General features: G+C 58.7%; 16 protein-coding genes, 4 tRNA genes and 2 pseudogenes. 14 read left to right on the forward strand and 8 right to left on the reverse strand.

What is annotated here, in order from left to right:
* Nucleotides 1-32 precede the first annotated feature (32 nt).
* The 6 genes and pseudogenes from purF to AB4N82_RS19690 all read left to right on the forward strand — a co-directional run bounded on the left by purF (nucleotide 33) and on the right by AB4N82_RS19690 (nucleotide 4,080).
* A complete protein-coding gene (gene purF, locus AB4N82_RS19665; RefSeq protein ID WP_032888260.1) occupies nucleotides 33-1,538 on the forward strand; it encodes an amidophosphoribosyltransferase in 1,506 nt (501 codons plus the stop codon).
* A 65-nt stretch (nucleotides 1,539-1,603) separates the two neighbouring features.
* Nucleotides 1,604-2,815 (forward strand): O-succinylhomoserine sulfhydrylase, encoded by a 1,212-nt coding sequence (locus AB4N82_RS19670; RefSeq protein ID WP_032888258.1) that lies wholly within the window; start codon nucleotides 1,604-1,606, stop codon nucleotides 2,813-2,815.
* A gap of 11 nt (nucleotides 2,816-2,826) precedes the next feature.
* A pseudogene (locus tag AB4N82_RS19675) lies at nucleotides 2,827-3,590 on the forward strand (SDR family oxidoreductase).
* 100 nt (nucleotides 3,591-3,690) lie between these two features.
* A tRNA-Val gene (locus AB4N82_RS19680) sits at nucleotides 3,691-3,766 on the forward strand.
* Between the two features lie 55 nt (nucleotides 3,767-3,821).
* Nucleotides 3,822-3,898: transfer RNA gene (locus AB4N82_RS19685), tRNA-Asp, on the forward strand.
* A gap of 105 nt (nucleotides 3,899-4,003) precedes the next feature.
* Nucleotides 4,004-4,080, forward strand: a tRNA-Asp gene (locus AB4N82_RS19690).
* Nucleotides 4,081-4,237: 157 nt separating this feature from the next.
* Here the strand turns inward: AB4N82_RS19690 and AB4N82_RS19695 are convergent.
* Entirely contained in the window at nucleotides 4,238-5,521 is a 1,284-nt protein-coding gene (locus tag AB4N82_RS19695) for an NAD(P)/FAD-dependent oxidoreductase (protein ID WP_122764667.1), read from the reverse strand.
* Nucleotides 5,522-5,705: 184 nt separating this feature from the next.
* Here AB4N82_RS19695 and AB4N82_RS19700 point away from each other — a divergent pair.
* From AB4N82_RS19700 to AB4N82_RS19710, 3 genes are all read left to right on the forward strand, one after another.
* Nucleotides 5,706-5,782: transfer RNA gene (locus AB4N82_RS19700), tRNA-Val, on the forward strand.
* Between the two features lie 290 nt (nucleotides 5,783-6,072).
* Nucleotides 6,073-6,789 carry a DUF4339 domain-containing protein gene (locus AB4N82_RS19705; RefSeq protein WP_122764668.1) on the forward strand — a complete coding sequence of 239 codons (717 nt, stop codon included), beginning with the start codon at nucleotides 6,073-6,075 and terminating at the stop codon, nucleotides 6,787-6,789.
* A gap of 138 nt (nucleotides 6,790-6,927) precedes the next feature.
* A complete protein-coding gene (locus tag AB4N82_RS19710; RefSeq protein WP_032887002.1) occupies nucleotides 6,928-7,359 on the forward strand; it encodes a hypothetical protein in 432 nt (143 codons plus the stop codon).
* 29 nt (nucleotides 7,360-7,388) lie between these two features.
* Here the strand turns inward: AB4N82_RS19710 and AB4N82_RS19715 are convergent, their stop codons facing one another.
* A complete protein-coding gene (locus tag AB4N82_RS19715) occupies nucleotides 7,389-8,813 on the reverse strand; it encodes a DHA2 family efflux MFS transporter permease subunit (protein ID WP_122764669.1) in 1,425 nt (474 codons plus the stop codon).
* A 357-nt stretch (nucleotides 8,814-9,170) separates the two neighbouring features.
* On the opposite strand from AB4N82_RS19715, the gene AB4N82_RS19720 reads away from it, so the two are divergent.
* Genes AB4N82_RS19720 through pcp form a run of 3 tightly spaced genes read left to right on the forward strand, consistent with a single transcriptional unit; the run spans nucleotide 9,171 to nucleotide 11,457 of the window.
* Nucleotides 9,171-9,887, forward strand: coding sequence for a DUF969 domain-containing protein (locus AB4N82_RS19720; RefSeq protein ID WP_032887001.1), 717 nt, complete (start codon nucleotides 9,171-9,173; stop codon nucleotides 9,885-9,887).
* The gene (locus AB4N82_RS19725; protein WP_032887000.1) at nucleotides 9,884-10,834 is read left to right on the forward strand and encodes a DUF979 domain-containing protein; all 951 of its coding nucleotides are present in this window, start codon (nucleotides 9,884-9,886) and stop codon (nucleotides 10,832-10,834) included. The genes AB4N82_RS19720 and AB4N82_RS19725 overlap by 4 nt, the downstream gene beginning before the upstream one ends.
* An 8-nt stretch (nucleotides 10,835-10,842) precedes the next feature.
* Nucleotides 10,843-11,457, forward strand: coding sequence for a pyroglutamyl-peptidase I (gene pcp, locus AB4N82_RS19730; protein WP_032886999.1), 615 nt, complete (start codon nucleotides 10,843-10,845; stop codon nucleotides 11,455-11,457).
* Nucleotides 11,458-11,510: 53 nt separating this feature from the next.
* Here the strand turns inward: pcp and AB4N82_RS19735 are convergent, their stop codons facing one another.
* Nucleotides 11,511-12,911, reverse strand: a complete 1,401-nt coding sequence (locus AB4N82_RS19735; RefSeq protein WP_122756863.1) for a heavy metal sensor histidine kinase — start codon at nucleotides 12,909-12,911, stop codon at nucleotides 11,511-11,513.
* Nucleotides 12,908-13,579, reverse strand: coding sequence for a heavy metal response regulator transcription factor (locus AB4N82_RS19740; protein ID WP_032886997.1), 672 nt, complete (start codon nucleotides 13,577-13,579; stop codon nucleotides 12,908-12,910). The genes AB4N82_RS19735 and AB4N82_RS19740 overlap by 4 nt, the downstream gene beginning before the upstream one ends.
* Before the next feature lie 258 nt (nucleotides 13,580-13,837).
* Here AB4N82_RS19740 and AB4N82_RS19745 point away from each other — a divergent pair, with 258 nt between their 5' ends.
* Nucleotides 13,838-14,515, forward strand: a complete 678-nt coding sequence (locus tag AB4N82_RS19745) for an HAD family hydrolase (protein ID WP_122764670.1) — start codon at nucleotides 13,838-13,840, stop codon at nucleotides 14,513-14,515.
* Between the two features lie 46 nt (nucleotides 14,516-14,561).
* On the opposite strand, the gene AB4N82_RS19750 is transcribed toward AB4N82_RS19745, so the two are convergent.
* Complete coding sequence (locus tag AB4N82_RS19750) at nucleotides 14,562-14,813, reverse strand: hypothetical protein (RefSeq protein ID WP_099602674.1); 252 nt, start codon at nucleotides 14,811-14,813, stop codon at nucleotides 14,562-14,564.
* A gap of 207 nt (nucleotides 14,814-15,020) precedes the next feature.
* A complete protein-coding gene (gene csrA, locus AB4N82_RS19755; protein WP_003192511.1) occupies nucleotides 15,021-15,215 on the reverse strand; it encodes a carbon storage regulator CsrA in 195 nt (64 codons plus the stop codon).
* Nucleotides 15,216-15,476: 261 nt separating this feature from the next.
* Between csrA and AB4N82_RS19760 the strand changes: the two genes are divergently transcribed.
* Nucleotides 15,477-15,842, forward strand: coding sequence for a penicillin-binding protein activator LpoB (locus AB4N82_RS19760; protein WP_081797711.1), 366 nt, complete (start codon nucleotides 15,477-15,479; stop codon nucleotides 15,840-15,842).
* A gap of 31 nt (nucleotides 15,843-15,873) precedes the next feature.
* Here the strand turns inward: AB4N82_RS19760 and AB4N82_RS19765 are convergent.
* Nucleotides 15,874-16,550: pseudogene (locus tag AB4N82_RS19765) on the reverse strand (endonuclease).
* 4 nt (nucleotides 16,551-16,554) lie between these two features.
* Complete coding sequence (locus AB4N82_RS19770; protein WP_095185575.1) at nucleotides 16,555-16,806, reverse strand: DUF1654 domain-containing protein; 252 nt, start codon at nucleotides 16,804-16,806, stop codon at nucleotides 16,555-16,557.
* Between the last annotated feature and the right edge of the window lie 147 nt (nucleotides 16,807-16,953).

Genomic DNA, 16,953 nt, shown 5'->3' on the forward strand with positions numbered 1-16,953 from the left:
AGTCAAGATTCATTAAGTAGGGGTTGCGTCGCATGTGTGGCATCGTCGGTATCGTCGGTAAGTCGAACGTCAATCAGGCGCTGTATGACGCGCTAACCGTCCTCCAGCACCGCGGCCAGGATGCTGCCGGTATTGTGACCAGCCACGACGGCCGGTTATTCCTGCGCAAGGATAATGGGCTGGTACGTGACGTGTTTCATCAGCGTCACATGCAGCGCCTGGTCGGACACATGGGCATTGGCCATGTGCGTTACCCGACTGCTGGTAGCTCGACCTCGGCTGAGGCTCAACCGTTTTACGTCAACTCGCCTTATGGCATCACCCTGGCGCACAACGGTAACCTGACCAACGTTGAGCAACTGGCCAAAGAGATTTACGAGTCTGACCTGCGCCACGTCAACACCAGCTCCGATTCGGAAGTGCTGCTCAACGTGTTTGCCCACGAGCTGGCCCAGCGCGGCAAGCTGCAGCCCACCGAAGAAGACGTGTTCGCCGCCGTGATCGACGTGCACAACCGTTGCGTCGGCGGTTATGCCGTCGTGGCGATGATCACCGGATACGGCATCGTTGGTTTCCGTGATCCGCACGGTATTCGCCCAATCGTGTTCGGCCAGCGTCACACCGACGAAGGCGTCGAGTACATGATCGCGTCCGAAAGCGTGTCCCTGGACGTGCTGGGCTTCACCCTGATCCGCGACCTCGCGCCGGGCGAAGCGGTGTACATCACCGAAGACGGCAAGTTGCACACCCGTCAGTGCGCCGTAGCGCCGAAACTCACCCCGTGCATCTTCGAGCACGTCTATCTGGCGCGTCCGGATTCGATCATCGACGGCGTTTCGGTATACAAGGCACGCCTGCGCATGGGTGAGAAGCTGGCCGACAAGATCCTGCGCGAACGTCCTGAACACGACATCGATGTTGTGATCCCGATCCCGGATACCAGTCGTACTGCGGCGCTGGAGCTGGCGAACCATTTGGGCGTCAAGTTCCGCGAAGGCTTCGTGAAGAACCGCTACATCGGCCGTACCTTCATCATGCCGGGCCAGGCAGCGCGCAAGAAGTCGGTACGCCAGAAGCTCAACGCCATCGAGCTGGAATTTCGCGGCAAGAACGTGATGTTGGTGGATGACTCCATCGTGCGCGGCACCACCTGCAAGCAGATCATCCAGATGGCCCGCGAAGCCGGTGCTAAGAACGTGTATTTCTGTTCCGCAGCGCCTGCCGTGCGTTACCCGAACGTGTACGGTATCGACATGCCGAGCGCTCACGAATTGATCGCACACAACCGCACGACCCAGGACGTGGCCGACCTGATCGGCGCCGATTGGCTGATCTACCAGGATCTGCCGGACCTGATCGAGGCTGTCGGCGGTGGCAAGATCAAGATCGACCAGTTCGATTGCGCTGTGTTCGACGGCAAGTACGTGACCGGTGACGTCGACGAGGCTTATCTGAACAAGATCGAACAGGCGCGTAACGACTCGTCGAAGATCAAGACCCAGGCGGTGAGCGCGATCATCGATCTGTACAACAACTGAGTAAACACCGGCCCTGAGGGGCCGGTTTTGTATCTTAAATAAAGAATTGAGTAAGGAGTCGCAGCATGAGTCAGGAATGGGATGCCGGTCGCTTGGACAGCGACCTCGATGGCGTAGCTTTCGATACCCTGGCTGTGCGCGCTGGCCAGCACCGTACGCCAGAGGGCGAACACGGTGATCCGATGTTCTTCACCTCCAGCTACGTGTTCCGCACTGCCGCCGATGCGGCTGCGCGGTTTGCGGGCGAAGTGCCAGGCAATGTGTATTCGCGCTACACCAATCCGACCGTGCGCGCGTTCGAAGAGCGCATTGCGGCCCTGGAAGGCGCTGAGCAAGCGGTGGCCACGGCCACCGGCATGGCGGCCATCCTGTCGGTGGTGATGAGTCTGTGCAGCGCTGGTGACCACGTGTTGGTGTCGCGCAGTGTGTTTGGTTCGACCATCAGCCTGTTCGAGAAGTACTTCAAGCGCTTCGGTATCGAAGTGGACTATGTGCCCCTGGCAGATTTGTCCGGCTGGGACGCTGCAATCAAGGCCAACACCAAGTTGCTGTTCGTCGAATCCCCGTCCAATCCGCTGGCCGAGCTGGTGGATATCGCCGCGCTGTCCGAAGTGGCTCACGCCAAGGGCGCGATGCTGATAGTCGACAACTGCTTCTGCACGCCGGCCTTGCAGCAGCCGCTCAAGCTGGGCGCGGACATCGTCGTGCACTCGGCTACCAAGTTCATCGACGGCCAGGGTCGTTGCATGGGTGGCGTGGTCGCCGGTCGCGGCGAGCAGATGAAGGAAGTGGTGGGTTTCTTGCGTACTGCCGGCCCAACCCTGAGCCCGTTCAACGCATGGATCTTCCTCAAAGGCCTGGAAACCCTCAGCCTGCGCATGAAAGCTCATTGCGCCAACGCTCAGGCTCTGGCCGAGTGGCTGGAGCAGCAGGACGGTATCGAGAAAGTGCACTACGCCGGCCTCAAGAGCCATCCGCAACACGAGTTGGCCCAGCGCCAGCAGCGTGGTTTCGGTGCCGTGGTGAGCTTTGAGGTGAAGGGTGGCAAAGAGGGCGCCTGGCGCTTTATCGACGCGACGCGTCTGATCTCCATCACGGCCAACCTGGGAGATAGCAAAACCACCATTACCCATCCGAGCACCACCTCCCACGGGCGCCTGGCGCCGCAGGAGCGTGAAGCGGCCGGCATTCGGGACAGCCTGATCCGCATCGCGGTAGGCCTGGAAGACGTGGCCGACTTGCAGGCAGACCTGGCCCGCGGGCTGGCTGCCTTGTGATCGAATGGTCCATGGAGGCTGCAACGGCCAGTAATGGGCGCGTCGCACTGGTGACTGGCGCGGCGCGAGGTATTGGCCTCGGGATTGCCGCGTGGCTGATCAGCGAAGGCTGGCAAGTGGTATTGACCGACCTAGATCGCGAGCGCGGCTCCAAGGTGTCTAAGGTGCTGGGCGAGAACGCTTGGTTTATTACCATGGATGTGGCCGACGAGAAGCAGGTTGCCCAAGGGGTTGCTGAAGTGCTCGGGCAATTCGGCCGCCTGGACGCGTTGGTGTGTAACGCGGCGGTGGCCGACCCGCGCAATATCACCCTGGAAAGCCTGGACCTGGCTTACTGGAACCGCGTGCTGGCGGTGAACCTGAGCGGGCCGATGTTGCTGGCCAAGCACTGTGCGCCTTACCTGCGTGCTCACGGCGGGTCCATCGTCAACCTGGCGTCGACTCGGGCCCGTCAGTCGGAACCTGATACCGAGGCTTACGCGGCGAGCAAGGGCGGCCTGCTGGCCCTGACTCATGCCTTGGCGATGAGTCTTGGGCCGGAAGTGCGGGTGAATGCGGTCAGCCCTGGCTGGATCGATGCCCGTGACCCGCTGCGCGGCGTGCCGAGCCGTTGACTGACGCCGATCATGCCCAGCATCCGGCGGGCAGGGTGGGGGTAGTGGAGGATGTGGCGGCAATGGTGGCGTGGCTGCTGTCGCGCCAGGCCGGGTTTGTCACTGGCCAGGAGTTCGTGGTGGACGGTGGTATGAGCAAGAAGATGATCTACAGCGAGTAGTGGGGTCTTGAAGCAATTTTGTCTTTTTCAGAAAAACTTCAAGCAGGCTATTGACTTAGGTCCGCTACCTGCGTAAATTTCGCGGCCTCAACGAAGCAAAGGGTGATTAGCTCAGCTGGGAGAGCATCTGCCTTACAAGCAGAGGGTCGGCGGTTCGATCCCGTCATCACCCACCACTTCTTGAGAGTTTTACCTTCGGGTAAAGCGCAACGTTAAAAGTTGCACCGACGCGCAGCGGTAGTTCAGTCGGTTAGAATACCGGCCTGTCACGCCGGGGGTCGCGGGTTCGAGTCCCGTCCGCTGCGCCATATTTTCCAGGTCTGACTTGTCAGGCTTGAGATTGAACAGCCAAGGCTGATTGATCAGATGTTTAAAGACGGTTGAGGTGTTTTGCTCAACTGATCAAGCGATACGCAGCGGTAGTTCAGTCGGTTAGAATACCGGCCTGTCACGCCGGGGGTCGCGGGTTCGAGTCCCGTCCGCTGCGCCATATCTGCCTCAAGGCCCACTGAACGCCTTGAAGCACAAAGCAAGCCTTTGGCTACTTTGACCCGATAGCAAAGACCCTGGTCGAAAGACCGGGGTTTTTTGTGTCTGCGATTTGGTGGTGTGTTGCTAGAGCCGGCGAGCCGGCTCCTGCGGCATTGTTAGAATCCCAGCTTGTCGCGCAAGCCGTAGTACCAAGCCCCCAGCGCCGCAAACGGCGTGCGCAACAGTTGCCCGCCCGGGAACGGGTAATGCGGCAGGTCGGCGAACGCATCAAAACGCTCTGCCTGGCCTCTCAATGCCTCCGCCAGTACCTTGCCCGCCAAGTGGGTGTACGTCACGCCATGGCCGCTGCAGCCCTGTGAGTAGTAGATGTTGTCGCCAAGGCGCCCTACCTGCGGCAAGCGCGACAGGGTCAGGAGGAAGTTGCCGGTCCAGGCGTAGTCGATCTTCACATCCTTGAGTTGCGGGAAGGCCTTAAGCATCTTCGGGCGGATGATCGCTTCGATATTCGCCGGGTCGCGCGCGCCATATACCACGCCGCCGCCGAAGATCAGGCGTTTGTCACTGGTGAGGCGGTAGTAGTCGAGTAGGTAATTGCAGTCCTCTACGCAGTAATCCTGCGGCAGAAGGGTCTTGGCCAATTCATCCCCAAGCGGTGCAGTGGTGATCACTTGCGTACCGCACGGCATCGACTTGGCTGCAAGCTCCGGTACCAGGTTGCCCAGATAGGCATTACCCGCGACGATGATGAACTTGGCCCTGACCTTGCCCTGGGCTGTGTGCACGACCGGATTGGCGCCACGCTCGATATGCACTGCCGCCGATTGCTCGTAGATCGTGCCGCCCAGGGATTCTACGGCCGCGGCTTCGCCGAGAGCCAGGTTGAGCGGATGGATGTGGCCCCCGCTCATGTCCAACAGGCCGCCTACGTAGTTGTCACAGGCCACCACCTCACGGATGCGACGCTCGTCCAGCAACTCCAGCTGAGTATGGCCGTAGCGCTCCCACAGGCGCTTCTGCGATTCCAAGTGGCCCATGTGCTTGCTGTTGAGTGCGGCGAACACGCCGCCGTCCTTCAAGTCGCACTGGATCTGGTACTTGGCTACCCGCTCGCGAATGATCCTGCCGCCCTCGAACGCCATCTGCCCCAGCAACTGAGCTTGCTGAGGACCTACGCTACGCTCGATCACATCGATGTCGCGGCTGTAGCTGTTGACGATCTGCCCGCCATTGCGGCCCGACGCGCCAAAGCCCACCTTGGCAGCTTCCAGCACGGTCACGCGAAAGCCGTTCTCTAGGAGAAACAGCGCACTTGAGAGTCCGGTATAGCCGGCACCAATCACGCACACATCGGTTTCGACTTCACCCTGCAGCATCGGGCGCGGCGGAACGGCATTCGCGGAAGCGGCGTAATACGACTGTGGGTAGGGGGTGTTCGCCATCCTGGAACCTCTGTTTTATATTTTTTACGAGTGCGCCGATCCTACCTGAGTTGAAAATTGCCTGCCAGCCACCCAAAAAATGCAGGTAGGTTGGTCGCAAATAAAAAATTCGCATATTCATAGGCTTAGCTGCAAAAAAGATGTTGACACCCCTCCGGAATTCCGTAGAATGCCGCCTCACAGCAGGCACGTAGCTCAGTTGGTTAGAGCACCACCTTGACATGGTGGGGGTCGTTGGTTCGAGTCCAATCGCGCCTACCAAACAAAATCCGCTCTGCTGGGCGGTCTAGAAGGGCTCACCGAAAGGTGGGCCCTTTTTTGTTGTCTGCGATTTGAAAAGTATCATTTCGTTGCCTGCCTCTCACTAGATAGTCTTCTTCATTCCCTCATCCGTGCCAATCCAGCCAGTTCGGGCTTGGATTTCTTTTTTGCAATGCCAGCCCTTGCGCGTTCACTTTCTACAGCTGAAATCTCAAGATCTTTGACGGGGTGTTGATACTGTCGTAGTGCCATCTTTTTGGGTGGGTGATGTTAAAACAGGGAGAAGCAAAATGTCGGGTGTAGAGTGGTATTACGCGCTGAGCGGTTCGCGACAGGGACCTTTTACGTTTGAGCAAATGCAAGGTTTCTTGAGTTCGAACACTATCAGCGCGCAAACAAAAGTATGGCCGGGCGAGGGCGATTGGATCGCGTTGAAAGACACTGACTTGGCCCAAAGCATTCCACGCCCCTCGGGCCCACCACCTCTTGCAGCAACAGAAATAGACAACCGATTTGTATGGGCGTTGGCGGGCGTCCAGTTGGCGGGTGGGTTGATCGAATACTTTTCCGGTATGAGTATTTGGTGGGTTTTTGTGATCTTCAACGTAGCCCTGTGTGTTGTCGACGAAAAGCGTTTGAAAGCAGCCGGTCATGCCGCGCCACAAAGCTGGTGGGCGTTGATTGTTCCTGTTTATCTTTGGAAGCGAGCGGCGCTTTTGAAGCAGGAAAAGCACTATTTTTACGGTTGGGTGGCGGCGTTCGTTGTATCGGTCGTGCTGGGAATGTTCGGTGGCCAGTCCGCTATCGAAGAAGCGGCATGCCCAATTGTCACCGACATCATTCATAAGCAGTTTTACCAAACGTCATCGTGCGTTGCCGTGACGATTGACGACGAGATTAAAAGTGGTCTCTATCGTGCGAGCGCCTTGCTCGATAACGGAAATGAGATCGACATCACCATCGAGGAAAAGGGCAAGCAGATCCTTGTTCGGATTCCTCGCCAGTGATCGCATTGGCGTGACCAGTAAAAGCCCAACATTGTGTTGGGCTTTTTTTGCTGCTGCGACTAAACGTGCAACGCTTGTCTAAAGTAATTGCCTGGCAGGCCGATGCATTCTCAAATCTCTGAACGTCGGATATTTGGCATGCTTATCAACATTAGCACTACCGTTTCCGTAGCAAGCACTCCAAGTACTGTCACGTCGACGGATACCGCCACCACCGAAAGTACACGTACCGCCAGCAGTTCCTCCGCTGGCGCGAGCGCTGAGACTAAAGGTGCGGCCGGCGCGGGCGGCGGCCAGGCCTCATCGAGCTCGCAGGAGTCCGATCGGGTCAAAGAGTTGAAAAAACAGATCGAGCAGTTGCAGCAGCAGCTTCAAGAACAGCAGCAGGCCCTTCAGAAGGCTCAGTCCAGTAGCCAGAGCGCAGACGCCAAGGCTGCCGCTATAGCCGCGGCTCAAACGCAAATTGCAGGCACTGCTGCCGCATTGCAGACGGCAACTTCGGCGCTATTGCAGGCCGTCACGGATGAGGGGGGCAGCGCGTCCGGCTCGATGGTCAGCACCACCGCCTGATCGCAGAAAAGTGTGTTGAACCGCCGTTTTTATCCGCGGTTCAGCACACTTTCTCCTGCACCCTTGGGCAATCGATACACATCCACCAGCGCCCACATCCCCAGCAACGCCACCCCGATGAACGCCACGCGGAAATCCCCCGACTGCGCCTGAACCTCATGGCCTTGCACGGTCATGGATGCGCGCAACAACAGCGCAGCCACCGTCACGCCCATGCCCATGGCCAGTTGGAATGACAGGCTGAACAACGCCGACGCTTCGCTCATGCGTGCCTTGGGCACATCTGCGAAGCCAATCGAGTTGTAACAAGTGAACTGCATTGAACGTGACAGCCCGCCCACAAACAACACGGCCGCAATCAGCGAAAACGGCGTCTGTGCCGTGAACAGTGCGCACGCCATTATGGACACCACGCCGATTACCCCATTGACCAGCAACACTCTGCGAAAGCCGTAGCGTTGCATGATGGCGGTGGTGAAGGGTTTCATCGCCAGGTTGCCGGCAAACACCGCAAGTACCAACAGCCCCGCGTCCACTGGCGACAGGCCAAATGCCACCTGAAACAGCAGGGGCAGCAGGAAAGGCAGGGCGCTGATGGCAAGGCGAAACAGTGAGCCGCCGCAGATGCTCACGCGGAAGGTGTTGATGGACAGTGTATCGAGCGGCAACAGGGGAGCGCTGTAGTGCCGACAATGGTGCACGGCCCATACCGTCAGCAGTAAACCTGCCGCAACCAGCGCTGCGCCCGGGATGAGCATTTCGCCTGCCTGGCTGCCCAGCCATTCCAGCCCGCCCAAGAGGGCCACGCAGGCGCCTGCCAGCAGTAAAAAACCCTTCGTATCGAACTTGCGCACATCCGCCTCGCGGCCTTCCGGTACCAGCCACAGTGCCGCGACCAAGGCCAGGGCGCCCAATGGAAGGTTCACGTAGAAGATCCATGGCCACGATGCATGAGTCACGATCAGTCCACCCGCCAGCGGCCCAAGAATCGGCGCCACCAAGCCAGGCCAGGTAATCACTGCGACCATCTTCACCAAGTCTTTTTTATCGGTATTGCGCAGCACTGCTAGACGCCCGACCGGCACCATCAGTGCGCCACCGATGCCTTGCAGGACGCGGGCAAATACGAACATTTCGAGGCTTTGGCTGAGCCCGCAGAGCAGCGAGGCGAGGGTGAAAACAATGATCGCGCCAGCAAATACCCGGCGTGCACCGTAGCGGTCGGCGATCCAGCTGGACAGCGGAATGAAGATCGCCACGGCAAGAATGTAGGCGGTGATGCCAATGTTCATGTCGACCGGCGTCACGCCGAATGCCGCGGCCATGGTTGGCAGCGCGGTGGCGATCACCGTGGCGTCGAGGTTCTCCATAAAAAAAGTCACGGCGACCACCAGGGCGATCAGGCGGGTTTGCGTGCTGAGGCCGGTGTCGGCTGTGGATGAGGTCACCGGTATTTCCCCTTGTTGGATGAGGGATGGCTGCTTGGCGTCGGTCTCAGCCGTTCCATATTTAAAGTTGTAATGAAGGCGCCATAAGCACGCGGCGCCACGATGCGCGAATCTGTCGCGGACTGTCTACAGGTTGTTAACGGTGTGGACTCCAGTCGCCGACAAAATTTATTGGTTCGCAGCAACAATTTTTCTTGTTGGACACCTTCCGCTTTCAGGCAGCACAGTTGCTGCCACTGACGCTCGCCCTGACGGGTCAACAATAAAAAAACCGAGCCGACTGCACGCCACTTCCTGCTGTGAACCCTTTGTTCACATCCTGCTGTAATGGCGCCGCAGCGCGCACTTAAGGACCTCTCCGCCATGCAAACTGTTGTGAACTTATGGCCGTTGATCGGCGTACTTGTGATCGTGGTTGGCTTTGTTTTACGTTTCAATCCGCTGTTGGTGGTCACCGCTGCGGCTATTGCCACCGGGCTTGCTGCCCACTTCCCGTTGGAAAAAATCCTCGCCACCATGGGTGATGGCTTCCTTCAGACCCGCGCCCTGCAATTGATCCTGTTGTTGCCCCTGGCCGTCATCGGCTTGCTGGAGCGCCATGGCTTGCGCTTGCATGCGCAGAACTGGATTGCACGGTTTGAGCGTGCCACTGTCGGGCGTCTGCTGATCATCTATCTGTTCGTGCGTGAATCCACCGCCGCCATGGGCTTGACCAGTCTGGGCGGGCACCCGCAGATGGTGCGCCCGCTGTTGGCACCGATGGCCGAAGGTGCGGCGGAAAAGCGCTACGGCAAGCTGCCGGACAAGTTGCGGCATAAAGTGCTGGCCATGTGCGCGGCGACGGACAACGTCGGGCTGTTTTTTGGCGAAGACATTTTCGTTGCGTTTGGCGCCATTGCATTGATGCACACGTTCCTGCTGGGTTCGGGGATTGATGTCGAGCCGCTGCACATCGCGGTGTGGGGTATCCCGACGGCGATCTGCGCCTTCATCATCCACGCGATCCGCTTGCATCGGTTTGATCGACGATTGACGCGTGAGATGACTCCCGTCGCCACGCCGGCAGGGGCCTCCCAATGATTATTTCCATTCAATACCTCTACTGGCTGGCTGGTGTGTTGTTGCTGATCACCGCAGGCATGATTCTGTTGGACCGAACCCATCCCAAGCGCTGGTCCAGTGCCTTGTTCTGGCTGTTGTTTGCCATACCGTTTCTGGTGGGCGAGCGCCTGCCATCGGTGGTGATCGGGGCGGGTGTGGTGGTGATGGCATTGATAGCAGGGTTCGGCGGCGTGGGGCGTGGCACCCATGTCGAGCTGCACGACAAGGCCTCGCGCGCCAGTGCTGGCCGCCTGGGCCACAAGCTGTTTATACCGGCGCTGGCCATTCCCCTGACCACGGTAATCGGCTCGGTATTGCTCAAGCACACCGAGATCGGCGGTATACCGTTGCTGGATCCGAAAAACACCACCTTCGTGTCTCTCGGTATCGGCTGTCTGATCGCTCTCGGCCTGGCCTGCTGGCTGACCCGCGATACGCCGGTGCAGGCCTTGCGCGAATCACGCCGCCTCACCGAAGCCCTGGGCTGGGCCATGGTGTTGCCGCAGATGCTGGCGATGCTCGGGCTGCTGTTCAATGAAGCGGGCGTCGGCACGGCTGTCGCCCACGTCACCACCACTTACATCAACCTGGATTTCAAGTTGGTCGCGGTGATGGTGTATGTGTTGGGCATGGCACTGTTTACGGTGATCATGGGCAATGGCTTCGCCGCTTTCCCGGTGATGACTGGCGGCGTCGGTGTGCCGGTGTTAGTGGGCATTTACGGCGGCAACCCGGCAGTGATGGCCGCCATCGGCATGTTCTCCGGTTACTGCGGGACCCTGATGACGCCAATGGCCGCCAACTTCAACATCGTGCCGGCGGCGTTGCTGGAATTGCCGGACAAGAACGCAGTGATCAAGGCCCAGTTGCCGACGGCGCTGATGATGCTGGTGGTCAATATTGTGCTGCTCTACCTGTTGATGTGAGGTCTTGTATGCGTACCGTACTGCTGACGGGCTTTGAGCCCTTTGATCAAGATTCGGTTAATCCGTCCTGGGAGGCCGCACGCCAATTGGACGGCGTGCAGCTCGCCGAGGATGTGCAGATTGTTGCGCGTCGGCTGCCCTGTGCGTTCACCACCGCCCCCGAGTGTCTGGTGCAACTCATCAATGAACTGCGTCCGGTCATGGTTATCGCCACTGGTCTGGCGCCGGGGCGCGGCGAGATTTCCATCGAGCGGGTGGCGATCAATATCAACGACGCGCGTATCCCCGACAACCTGGGGTATCAGCCCATCGATACGGCAGTTGTCGTGGATGGCCCGGCGGCCTATTTTTCGACGCTACCGATCAAGGCCATGGTCAAGGCGGTGCGTGGGGCGGGGATAGCCGCGGCGGTGTCCCAGACGGCGGGCACGTTTGTCTGCAATCAGGTGTTCTACCGTTTGCAGCACGTGCTTGCGGGCACGGATGTTCGCAGTGGTTTTATTCACGTTCCCAACCAGCCATTGATGGCGCTGTCGAGCTTGGTCGATGGGTTGCGCGTCGCAGTAGCTACGGCGTGGAACACGCCGGTAGACGTGGTGGAAGTGGGCGGTCAGGTCAGTTGACGCCGCCCCAGGGATGACACTTCGGCTTGCCGGTGGCGGCAAGAGGCGATTGTTTACGCCTCGCGGCCAGGGAAAAACAGTTCGAAACAGGTCACGCCGTCCTTGCTGCTGACGCTGTACCGGCCGTGATGCAACTGCATGATGGTCGCCACAATCGACAGGCCCAGGCCATTGGACTGGGCCGAACGTTCCCTTGATTCATCCACCCGATAGAACCGCTCAAACAGTCGCGATAAATGCACGGCAGGGATGGTTTCCCCCTGGTTGCTGACTCGCAGGTGGATGCCCTCGGCGTCTGCAATCGCCTGGATCAACAACTCGGAACCCGGTGCGCCGTATTTGATGGCGTTGGCGCACAGGTTCGCCAGGGCCCTGCGCAGCAGCATCGGTTCGGCCCAGATCACGCCTTCACCCTCGGCACGAATGCTGATGTCCGCATCGCCTGCCAAACCTTCAAAGTAATCGGCGATGCGGGCCACTTCATCGGCGGCGCTGAGTGCCTGGCGCTGGCGCAGGGCGCTGGCCGGGTCGGTGCGGGCCAAGAACAGCATGTTGTCGAGCATTCGCGCCAGGCGCTCAAGCTCTTCGACATTGGAGGCCAAGAGCTGCTGATAACTTTCGATGCTGCGGTTCTGTTGCAGGGCAACCTGGGTTTCCCCCAGCAGGTTGTTGATCGGCGTGCGCAGTTCGTGGGCCATGTCGGTGGATACTTGGCCTAGTTGCGCAAAACCCTTGGCCAGGCGCTCAAGCATGGTGTTGAACGACTCGATCATCGGCAGCAGTTCTTTTGGTACTCCCTGGCTGTCGATGCGTTCGGCCAGGTTGCCGACGCCGATCCCTTGAGCGTGTCGGGCCAGTCGACGTAACGGTAGCAGGCCGCGATGCACCAACAGGTAGCCCACCAGTGCGAGGAAGATCGCGGCGATGCTCGCCAGGACGTACACGCTCAACCGATAGCTGGCGAGCATGGCGGTACGCTCGGTCATCAGGCGCCCGCTGGTGACTTGCAGGCTCCCCAGGTCGCCGGAGTCTATGGATGCGGCCAAGGTGGAAAAGGGCACGCCATTTACGCCCGGCAGATGCTGCACATCGCTCAGCGTGAGGATGTGGCCTTTGGGGACCGGCTCGACTGCTGGCAGATCGATGTTGGCGGGGTTTACCAGCAGCAGCGGTTTTTGGCCGGGTGCGGCGATGCTCAGCACCGATTCGCGGTTGCCCAACATATTCTGGAACAGTTCCGGCTTGGTCTTGATCAAGTCCAGTGTGTTGCTGTCGTTAAGTAGGTTGCGTAGTTGATCCACGCGGGAAATCAATTGCACATCGTCGCGGCGGATCAGCTCGCGCTCCAACTCGCGGTACAGCGCCACGCCGACGGTAGCGAGCAGTGCAAAGGCGAGCAGGGCGAAGATCAGGGCCAGGCGCAGTGTCAGGGAATAATGGCGACGGTGGGTCATGGTTGGGTATCGAAACGGTAGCCAATGCCCCGCACGCTGTGGATCAACTTGAGCGTGAACGGGTCGTCGATTTTCAGGCGCAGGCGCCGTACGGCCACGTCCACCACGTTGGTGTCGCTGTCGAAGTTCATGTCCCATACCCGCGAGGCGATCAGCGAGCGCGACAGCACTTGGTCCTGATGGGTGGCGAACAGGTGCAACAGTGCGAACTCCTTATTGGTCAGGGTGATGCGTGTACCGGCGCGAGTGACGCGGCGTTTCAGTACGTCGATGTGCAAATCTGCGATTTGCAGGTGTTCTTCTTCCCTGATCGGGCCGCGACGGGTCAGGGTACGTAAGCGTGCTACCAGCTCGGCGAAAGAGAAGGGCTTGATCAGGTAATCATCGGCACCCAGCTCCAGGCCCTTGATGCGATCGGCAATATCGTCGCGAGCTGTCAGAAAAAGCACTGGGGTGTCGGAGTCTTTACGCAGGCGGCGCAGTACTTCCCAGCCGTCCATTTTCGGCATCATTACATCCAGCACGATCACGTCGAACGGCGTTTCCAGTGCTTGGTGCAGGCCGTCCACGCCGTCCCGTGCCAGGCTTACGGAGTAGCCCAGTTCCTGCAGGCCGTTGAGGAGGTAATTACCGGCCTTGGGTTCGTCTTCGACAACGAGGATGTTCATGTGAAATGCCTTGATTCAATACGTGGCGCCAGTGTAGCTCGATCAATTGTCACTGGCGCAGGCCATGGCCTGCACTGGGTAGTTGAGTCGTGCCAGTGCGCTCACGGTAACCCCGTACTTCAAACAGCCAGCCAACAGGATGATGACAAATTCGTAATGATTGGCTGGCTGTTGGGGCGTCAGCGTTTACAACCCAGTGGGTGATCCGTAGATTGCATCGGGCCGATTATTCGTTTCAGCTTACGAGGAAACCCTGCAGTGTCTATCCGAGGTTCAGCTGTATCAGCCCGCCCTTACCGCGCCTTCCTGTTCGATATGGATGGAACCCTGCTCAACTCCATTGCCGCTGCCGAACGAGTGTGGGGCATCTGGGCTGAACGCCATGGGCTGGACGTGGCGGCCTTCCTGACCACCATTCATGGTGCGCGGGCGATTGACACTATCACGCGCCAGGCATTGCCCGGCGTCGACCCGCAAGTTGAAGCGCAGTGGATTACCGAGGCTGAAATCAACGATGTGGAAGGCGTCGTGGCGATTCCCGGTGCCGTCGAGTTTCTCAATAGCGTGCCTGGTGATCAGTGGGCATTGGTCACCTCTGCGCCGAAGGCGTTGGCATTGCGTCGGTTGCAGGCAGCGGGTATTGCGCCACCGGCGGTGTTGGTAACGGCCGAGGATGTGGCCATCGGCAAACCGAACCCCGCCTGTTATGAGCTGGGTGCGCAACGCCTGGGTGTGCCGGTGCAGGATTGTCTGGTGTTTGAGGATGCGACGGTGGGGATTCGTGCGGGGGAGGCGGCGGGTGCGGATGTGCTGGTCGTAACATCGACGCACCTCAAGCCCATGCTCACGGAGCATCCATCGATTGAAGGGTATAAACAGTTGCAGGTGCATCGCAGCGCTGATGGCTTGTTGTACCTGCAGAGCGCAGTGGGCTGACACAAAAAAGCCGAGTCCGCATCCGGTCTCGGCTTGGTTCGCTTGGTCAGCCGCCAGTTCTATTTTCGGCCCGCCGGCACAGCTGACGCTGCAATGCTTTCTGGATAGGCTTGAGGCAGAACATGAACAGGTACGCACACAGCAGCAGTGCCAAATCAAACCAGGACTTAGGATAGGCGGGGTCCGAACCTTCGACTTCCAGCCGCAGGCCATATTCTACGCCCACAAAGGCCAGCCCAATCAGCAGGGCAATCATCCAGGATCTGGAAAAAAATGGCTGCGCGGTAATGGGCCTCATCGACGTGCTCCTGAGTCCACACGGATGGAAGTATGTCAGTCAGGAGATTCGGCTTTGGATAGTGGAACAAGTTCCAGACGCGAGGATAATTTCATCTTTGGGGCGCATGGACTTTGGACGACGCTGATCACTCATTCAGCCCAAGAACAGTCCAATAGGCTTTCGCCAGCCGTTACATGAACGAAAGGGCTGGCTACTGAGTGCGCCTCAAGGCGTCTGGTTTTTATCCGGAGCGGTCAGGCCGGCCTGGATGCGCTGGTAGATCTCCTCGCGATGCACGGCAACATCCTTGGGGGCGTTGATGCCGATTCTTACTTGCTGGCCGCTGACGCCCAGGATGGTGATCGTGATGTCATCACCGATGTTTATGCTTTCACCGACTTTGCGGGTGAGTATAAGCATGGACTTCTCCTTGATTGCTTTTAGGACACATGTTTCAGACAGGGCAGGTGTCGGATGTGTGTAGCTTACTGCTAAGCGCTTCCCTGTGACTGCCTCTTTTAGGACGCATAGAGGCGACATTAATTCCCATGGCGGCATCATACAGGTCTGGGATACATCATTCGCATTGTTTAAGCCAACGTTTATGACGGCCAGAATAGACAGTGAATGATAAAGTTGCCTCTTTATCCTTAGAGGAGCAGGGCAGTGCGTAAAGTAGCGATGGCAATTGCGGTGTTGGCACTGGCCGGTTGCGGTGAAGGCAAACGCGTCGACGCCCCCAAGGCCAAGCCTGCCGTGACCGAAAGCCAGCCACAAACCGGCGCGATTGCCGCCCAAGAGTGGGACCTGCGAGTAGGTCCGCCGGACCACAAACTGCAGGCGATCACCGACCTGACCGCCTGGTTGCTCGAACATGGTTTCAATTTTTATATCGTTAAGGTCGACGGCAAGGACGAAGTGCTGTTGGGGCCGTTCGCAACTAAGGCCGAAGCCGAGGCAAAGCAGACCCTGCTTAACGAAAAGATGGCTCGTGCCAAGAAAACTGACACGGTGTCTGAGATCATCGAACACCAGCCTGCGCAGTAACGGGCCGATTGGGCGGCAGTGCCGCCCATCTTCAACCGCAGGCTTTCAGGTTGACCGGGCCGACAAACTCATTGCCACGCCCCATCACACACGCCACCGTCTGGTTACGCTGGCGCTCCCAGGCTTGGACCGGGTAGGTTTTGTTCCAGGCTTCGTACAACTGACGATCCTGTTTCGACAGGCGCAAGCCGTATTGTTTGCTCATGTAGAAGTAGGTTCGCGCGATCATCCCGCGTACGGAAGGTCGCGGCATCACCTTCTTGGCCTTGAAATCCACTTGGGTCAGGCATGAGCCGTACTGCCCGCGTTGCACCGGCAGCCAGCCAAAGCTGAAGTTGCTTCGGTCTCCATTGACATCATTATCCGATTGGGGTCTGCTTCGGCACGCTTGAACACTTCATCATGGCGCGTGCAGTTCTTGCGCCCGCCATTCTGCCAGCACTGGCGCTGATGTCCGATCTGCCAGGCCGGAACAATGTGTTCCCACTCGATGCGTGCGGCGCGGTTGGCGTTTTTGCGTGGGATATATCCGCAGGCTTTCAAGTCAACGCGGTTGCCGCTGTACTTGCAGCCGCAATAGAACTCGGTGGATTGCGGGGCGTAGAGTGTCCAGGCAACTTTTTTGGCTTCACTGAAGGTTCGGGGCGCCTGAGCGTGAGCGGTAACGGCAAAAAACAGGCAACACACAGCAATAAAACGGGCACTCATTCAATCAATCTTCCTTCGGCACAACCCAGAAAATCTGCACGCCACCGTCATCCCGGTAGGCTAGGGTGACGTTGTCGTTCTCCGCAATCTCCTCCAACAAGCGCTGCCAATCGTCCTCTGGTTCCTCCGGCAAGCGGAAGATCAGGGCTGCCTTGGCTTTTTGGGCATTGGTGGAGTTGATGATTTTTTGCACGCGAATGGCCAGGCGTGTGTAGGCATCGGGCGGGGTAGGTACTGCGGAAGATGACTTTGCCACGGAGCATTCCTTAATAAGCTGTACGTGCATACAGTATTTAAGTGTGGGCAATTTCGCAACTGCTTAAAATTTAAGAGATTCGTCTGGCGGCGAGTTAGGGGGTTGGGTGTAGGGCGGGGGGAGAGGGATAGGTAGGTTGTTGTGGCG

The organism is Pseudomonas sp. H1_D04, assembly GCF_054683855.1.

What these genes read in the sequence shown, in the direction of transcription:
- purF (WP_032888260.1), top strand. Translation starts at nt 33, where the DNA reads ATGTGTGGCATCGTCGGTATCGTCGGTAAGTCGAACGTCAATCAGGCG.
- AB4N82_RS19670 (WP_032888258.1), top strand. Translation starts at nt 1,604, where the DNA reads ATGAGTCAGGAATGGGATGCCGGTCGCTTGGACAGCGACCTCGATGGC.
- AB4N82_RS19695 (WP_122764667.1), bottom strand. Translation starts at nt 5,521, where the DNA reads ATGGCGAACACCCCCTACCCACAGTCGTATTACGCCGCTTCCGCGAAT.
- AB4N82_RS19705 (WP_122764668.1), top strand. Translation starts at nt 6,073, where the DNA reads ATGTCGGGTGTAGAGTGGTATTACGCGCTGAGCGGTTCGCGACAGGGA.
- AB4N82_RS19710 (WP_032887002.1), top strand. Translation starts at nt 6,928, where the DNA reads ATGCTTATCAACATTAGCACTACCGTTTCCGTAGCAAGCACTCCAAGT.
- AB4N82_RS19720 (WP_032887001.1), top strand. Translation starts at nt 9,171, where the DNA reads ATGCAAACTGTTGTGAACTTATGGCCGTTGATCGGCGTACTTGTGATC.
- AB4N82_RS19725 (WP_032887000.1), top strand. Translation starts at nt 9,884, where the DNA reads ATGATTATTTCCATTCAATACCTCTACTGGCTGGCTGGTGTGTTGTTG.
- pcp (WP_032886999.1), top strand. Translation starts at nt 10,843, where the DNA reads ATGCGTACCGTACTGCTGACGGGCTTTGAGCCCTTTGATCAAGATTCG.
- AB4N82_RS19735 (WP_122756863.1), bottom strand. Translation starts at nt 12,911, where the DNA reads ATGACCCACCGTCGCCATTATTCCCTGACACTGCGCCTGGCCCTGATC.
- AB4N82_RS19740 (WP_032886997.1), bottom strand. Translation starts at nt 13,579, where the DNA reads ATGAACATCCTCGTTGTCGAAGACGAACCCAAGGCCGGTAATTACCTC.
- AB4N82_RS19750 (WP_099602674.1), bottom strand. Translation starts at nt 14,813, where the DNA reads ATGAGGCCCATTACCGCGCAGCCATTTTTTTCCAGATCCTGGATGATT.
- csrA (WP_003192511.1), bottom strand. Translation starts at nt 15,215, where the DNA reads ATGCTTATACTCACCCGCAAAGTCGGTGAAAGCATAAACATCGGTGAT.
- AB4N82_RS19760 (WP_081797711.1), top strand. Translation starts at nt 15,477, where the DNA reads ATGGCAATTGCGGTGTTGGCACTGGCCGGTTGCGGTGAAGGCAAACGC.